Source organism: Neisseria sp. HMSC078C12, assembly GCF_001838065.1.
Classification (GTDB): Bacteria; Pseudomonadota; Gammaproteobacteria; order Burkholderiales; family Neisseriaceae; genus Neisseria.
In genome coordinates this window covers 1-3975 of record NZ_KV835578.1, presented here as the reverse complement: position 1 = coordinate 3975, position 3975 = coordinate 1, and the positions used below count along the sequence as shown (strand labels likewise).

Annotated in this window: 6 protein-coding genes and 1 pseudogene; 2 read left to right on the top strand and 5 right to left on the bottom strand. The window is 37.6% G+C overall.

Features of this window, described 5'->3' with window-relative positions; genetic code table 11:
* The first annotated feature begins 84 nt into the window (after nucleotides 1-84).
* On the top strand, nucleotides 85-654 hold the full coding sequence (locus HMPREF2596_RS00120) for a DUF4113 domain-containing protein (protein ID WP_283140386.1): 570 nt from the start codon (nucleotides 85-87) through the stop codon (nucleotides 652-654).
* 146 nt (nucleotides 655-800) lie between these two features.
* On the opposite strand, the gene HMPREF2596_RS10770 is transcribed toward HMPREF2596_RS00120, so the two are convergent.
* Nucleotides 801-1145 (bottom strand): hypothetical protein, encoded by a 345-nt coding sequence (locus HMPREF2596_RS10770; protein ID WP_283140385.1) that lies wholly within the window; start codon nucleotides 1143-1145, stop codon nucleotides 801-803.
* A gap of 30 nt (nucleotides 1146-1175) precedes the next feature.
* Here HMPREF2596_RS10770 and HMPREF2596_RS11500 point away from each other — a divergent pair, with 30 nt between their 5' ends.
* Nucleotides 1176-1412 carry a PIN domain-containing protein gene (locus HMPREF2596_RS11500; RefSeq protein WP_283140384.1) on the top strand — a complete coding sequence of 79 codons (237 nt, stop codon included), beginning with the start codon at nucleotides 1176-1178 and terminating at the stop codon, nucleotides 1410-1412.
* A 297-nt stretch (nucleotides 1413-1709) separates the two neighbouring features.
* Here HMPREF2596_RS11500 and HMPREF2596_RS00110 read toward each other — a convergent pair whose 3' ends face one another.
* From HMPREF2596_RS00110 to HMPREF2596_RS00095, 4 genes and pseudogenes are all read right to left on the bottom strand, one after another.
* Entirely contained in the window at nucleotides 1710-2258 is a 549-nt protein-coding gene (locus HMPREF2596_RS00110) for a hypothetical protein (RefSeq protein ID WP_070848790.1), read from the bottom strand.
* Entirely contained in the window at nucleotides 2251-2919 is a 669-nt protein-coding gene (locus HMPREF2596_RS00105) for a hypothetical protein (RefSeq protein ID WP_070848787.1), read from the bottom strand. The genes HMPREF2596_RS00110 and HMPREF2596_RS00105 overlap by 8 nt, the downstream gene beginning before the upstream one ends.
* Nucleotides 2909-3187, bottom strand: a complete 279-nt coding sequence (locus HMPREF2596_RS00100) for a hypothetical protein (RefSeq protein ID WP_070837959.1) — start codon at nucleotides 3185-3187, stop codon at nucleotides 2909-2911. Before HMPREF2596_RS00100 ends, HMPREF2596_RS00105 begins: the two co-directional genes overlap by 11 nt.
* Nucleotides 3188-3496: 309 nt before the next feature.
* A pseudogene (locus HMPREF2596_RS00095) lies at nucleotides 3497-3975 on the bottom strand (transposase); the annotation flags it as partial.

Here is a 3975-nt window from a genome sequence, read left to right as displayed (position 1 = left end):
TTAGCGTAGGATTTCGCCCTCTCCCGCAAACGCCCCCCCATACGCCGACGGTATGGTGTAACAGTGGAGCGGACGCAAAGAGAGATGCAGGGTATTGTCTGTGACGGATTACATCCCAATGCACAACCGAGACAAAACCTTGTTCGTAGTCGAAGTTTTGGAACGCGTATAGAAACATTAGAGGCATTGCAGGCGTCTGTTACGCATCATGTCAGTTTAGGGGCTGAAGCATTGCGTAAGGATGGTTTAACTGCATCCGCCGTTTCTGTATTCTTACATACAGATTTTTTTCGTGAGGATGAGTCTCAATATCATAATAGCCTAGCCCAGAATTTGATTGTATCGACCGCTGATACAGTTCATTTGAACCGAATAGCACAACGACTTCTGGCAGATATTTATCGCAGTGGATACCTCTATAAAAAATGCGGAATTGAATTACATGGTTTGAAACCAGCTATTCAAATGCAGGCAGACTTATGGGAACCGACAAAAGCCAATCCTGCCATGGAGGCATGGGATAAAATCAACCGTCAGCACGGTAGAGGCCGTCTGAAATTGGCCTCAGAATTACTGGCCGATGACTGGAAAATGAACAGAGATAGATTAAGCCAGTGCTATACCACACGGTTCTCGGATTTGCTCGTAGTCTAAGGATATGATTTCCCCAAAACATCCACAAAATCTGTGAATAATATTCCATAGAAAAAAGGTCGTCTGAAGTTCAGACGACCTTTTTTAACTCATCAATACAGCCTTCCTGCTTCGGTATGATTATTCTGTTGAAAAGTTGGATACAGTTATGGTTTTAATAAACCAAAATCTTTTTGACCTATTTCATCTTCATTCTTATTAGGGAATAGAGGAGAACTTAGGTAGTTTTTAGCCAAACTAATGATGTGATTTACTTGTCGAATGTTGGTAGTCATAAACCCGATAGGCAATGTCACAGGATAAGAAGATAGTTTTGCATGATAACAAACCACAGCAAATTGATCTTCTAGAAATAGAATTTCAGTATTTCCATCTAAGAAACCTTCACAGAATCCATATTCTGGCGTCATCGCTTGGTTGGACAGACAACCGGTGGAAACACTATATCTTTCCAGCATTACCGTGGCGGAACTGCGTTTTGGTATCGCCATCCTTCCCGAAGGCGGAAAAAAAGGCTGTTGTTGGAAAAACTGGAAGAAACAGTATTACCTGTATTTTCAGACCGTATTTTGGATTTTGACATCGAAGCTGCCGTTGCCTATGCCGAAGTCCGTGCAACAGCGCGGGCAGCAGGATTCACCGTTGCGGCGGCAGACGGCTATCTTGCGGCCATAGCCTGCTACCACCATATGACAGTTGCTACCCGAGATACAACTCCGTTCACCGCAGCCGGATTAAAGTTATCAACCCGTTTCTAGGTAGTAAATAAATAGACCTTACTAAACAACAGTCTCTCTCAACTGACTAACAAACAAAAAAAACTGTGGTCGTACAAGATTTGGTACGACCACAGGTTTTTTTAATGTCTAAATTATCAGTACTATACTCTCAAACACTATTTTGTTAAATTTCCATTAGAGTGCTTAAGGGTATGCTTGAACAACTCCTAACCACCAAAGCTCAACAGAAACATGACAAAAAAGTCAGCCCTCAAATAATCAAGCTACTCTAAATGATGAAAAGATGGATTTAATATGGTTGAAAGGGTTTATTCATTAAAACACCTTTTCCAATCTTTCAGCATAATTATGGAGAAGTTCATTTTTTTCACAATCTGTTAAATTTACATCCCCATTTTTTTGTTTTATAGTCTTAGTTTTAAATTCAATAAATAATGAATGAGACATTAACTTTTCTTTTATTGAATCTAACAATTCTTGTTCCTCAAAACCTAAAGGCATCTTTTCAGAAGTATGGTTAAAAATACCCATTTTAATATCAGCATGCCCGTAGAAATTTGGAGGGTCTCTTGAGTCTTCAACTGTTGCCTCCGAAGATAAAATACAGTGCTTTGTTAATAAGGCAAAACCATGTAATTCACTATTGGCTCTCTTACTTGCAATCTCCTTACCTTTACTAAGGCATTCTGACTCTGTAAGAAGTTCTGTCCGAAGACAAGAGACATCTTGCGTACCCCTTGGTGGTTGGAAAATATTCATCTTAATTCTATTACCAGAAACATTTACAGGGGAGATTACAATTCTAATAATTACTTCAGAATCTCCAATTTCAATAGATTCATCAATTTCAGTAGATTTATTCATTATACTCATCATTTTCATTAATATAACTATATTCGAAAAATCCATTTATAGAGTTTGAAATTTTATGTAATAAATGATTATATTCTTTTATTTTAGAAAAAAATCTAAGTCCTGATTGATTTGTAAGATATTTACTATAGGATGAAATACTAGTATCTCCTATTCCAATAACTGAATTTTTTATTCTTGATTTTTTAAAAAAAATTCTGAATACAATTACACCATTAACCCCTGGTTCTAAATGAACATCTTCAATCTTTTGCGCAGGGATTTCACCTTTAAATATTTGTTTAAGTACCTTATGTGCATTTGTTAATACAGATTGATCAAACTTTCGTGCTCCAAATCCATCCCAATTAGATTTAAATAGTTTTAATTGTTCCAAGGACTGTTTAACATCCAAGTATAACTCTTCATTACCTAGATTATATTCAATTTGTTTTTGGGGCCTTAATACATTGATATAATATTTATCCTTAGTTATTTCATTTATCAGAATAGAATAGAAAAATCTATCATCAATTTGACATGCTAATTCCTTTTTATCTTCTCTTATTCCTCTTGACTTGGATTTGTTAAAAGGGACAATATGATTATGTTTTAAATCATTAAAACCAAAGAAATTACTTTTCTCTATATCTTTTATCTTATTAATTTGCATAGTTATCCAAATATTGAGTTAGTGCATCTCTTAAATGTTTCGCAACTTCATTTGGCATAGCAATTGAAGTAATAACATTAACTTCAAGATCATTTGTTTGATTAGAGGTAGAGTTGATTTTATGAGTTACAGAAGCATATAAAAAGTCAACAATGACATAATCTTTAGCTCCCTCATTTGTAACAGATAAACTGTTACAAAGTTTAGGTGCTTCTCTTCGTTTAATAACTATATCTTTTTGGGGGACAACAAGACTTTTTTTGGACATGATAAAAATCCCTCTTATGCCCCAATAAAGTAATCTAAGTTAATTTATTGAGGCATATTGGCATATTGTTCGAACATTCATTTAAAAGACTTATATTACAAAATCTAGAATCAGGTTTCAAGTGTTACTTTAAAACAGCCCGTATAACCAAATAATTAAGCTGAGACCTTTGCAAAAAAGCCCCTCCCTCGACAGCCGAAACCTAAACACAGGTTTTCGGCTGTTTTTGTTTCAAAGATCTACTGATTCTACTCAAATATCCCCTTAATCCTCCTTGGATACCTGATTAATCAGGCATCCGGCCACCTTTTAGGCGGCAACAGGTGCACTTAGCCTGTTGGCGGCTTTCAAAAGGTTCAAACACATCGCCTTCAGATGGCTTTGTGCACTCACTTTACACAGACCAAAATAGGCTGCCTGGGCGTAGCGGAATTTACGGTGCAGCGTACCGAAGCTTTGTTCGACCACATAACGGGTCTTCGACAAATATCGGTTGCGTTTGGTTTGCGCTTCCGTCAGCGGATGTTTGCGGTGGGCTTTGCGCATAATACCGTCTAACAACTGATGCTCTTCCAGATGTTGCCGGTTTTCCTCACTGTCGTAGCCTTTGTCGGCATAGACGGTCGTACCTTTGGTCAAACCTTCCAATAAAGGCGACAGGTATTTGCACTCATGGGCATTGGCGGGGGTAAGGTGCAGTTTCTCGATATAGCCTTCCTCACTTGTCATTCTTCATCGACTTCTATGGCCTGACGTTGTTTGCTGCCGGCGGTCTGAATAATGGTGGC

What these genes read in the sequence shown, in the direction of transcription:
- HMPREF2596_RS00105 (WP_070848787.1), bottom strand. Translation starts at nt 2,919, where the DNA reads ATGCAAATTAATAAGATAAAAGATATAGAGAAAAGTAATTTCTTTGGT.
- HMPREF2596_RS00120 (WP_283140386.1), top strand. Translation starts at nt 85, where the DNA reads ATGCAGGGTATTGTCTGTGACGGATTACATCCCAATGCACAACCGAGA.
- HMPREF2596_RS00100 (WP_070837959.1), bottom strand. Translation starts at nt 3,187, where the DNA reads ATGTCCAAAAAAAGTCTTGTTGTCCCCCAAAAAGATATAGTTATTAAA.
- HMPREF2596_RS10770 (WP_283140385.1), bottom strand. Translation starts at nt 1,145, where the DNA reads ATGGCGATACCAAAACGCAGTTCCGCCACGGTAATGCTGGAAAGATAT.
- HMPREF2596_RS00110 (WP_070848790.1), bottom strand. Translation starts at nt 2,258, where the DNA reads ATGAATAAATCTACTGAAATTGATGAATCTATTGAAATTGGAGATTCT.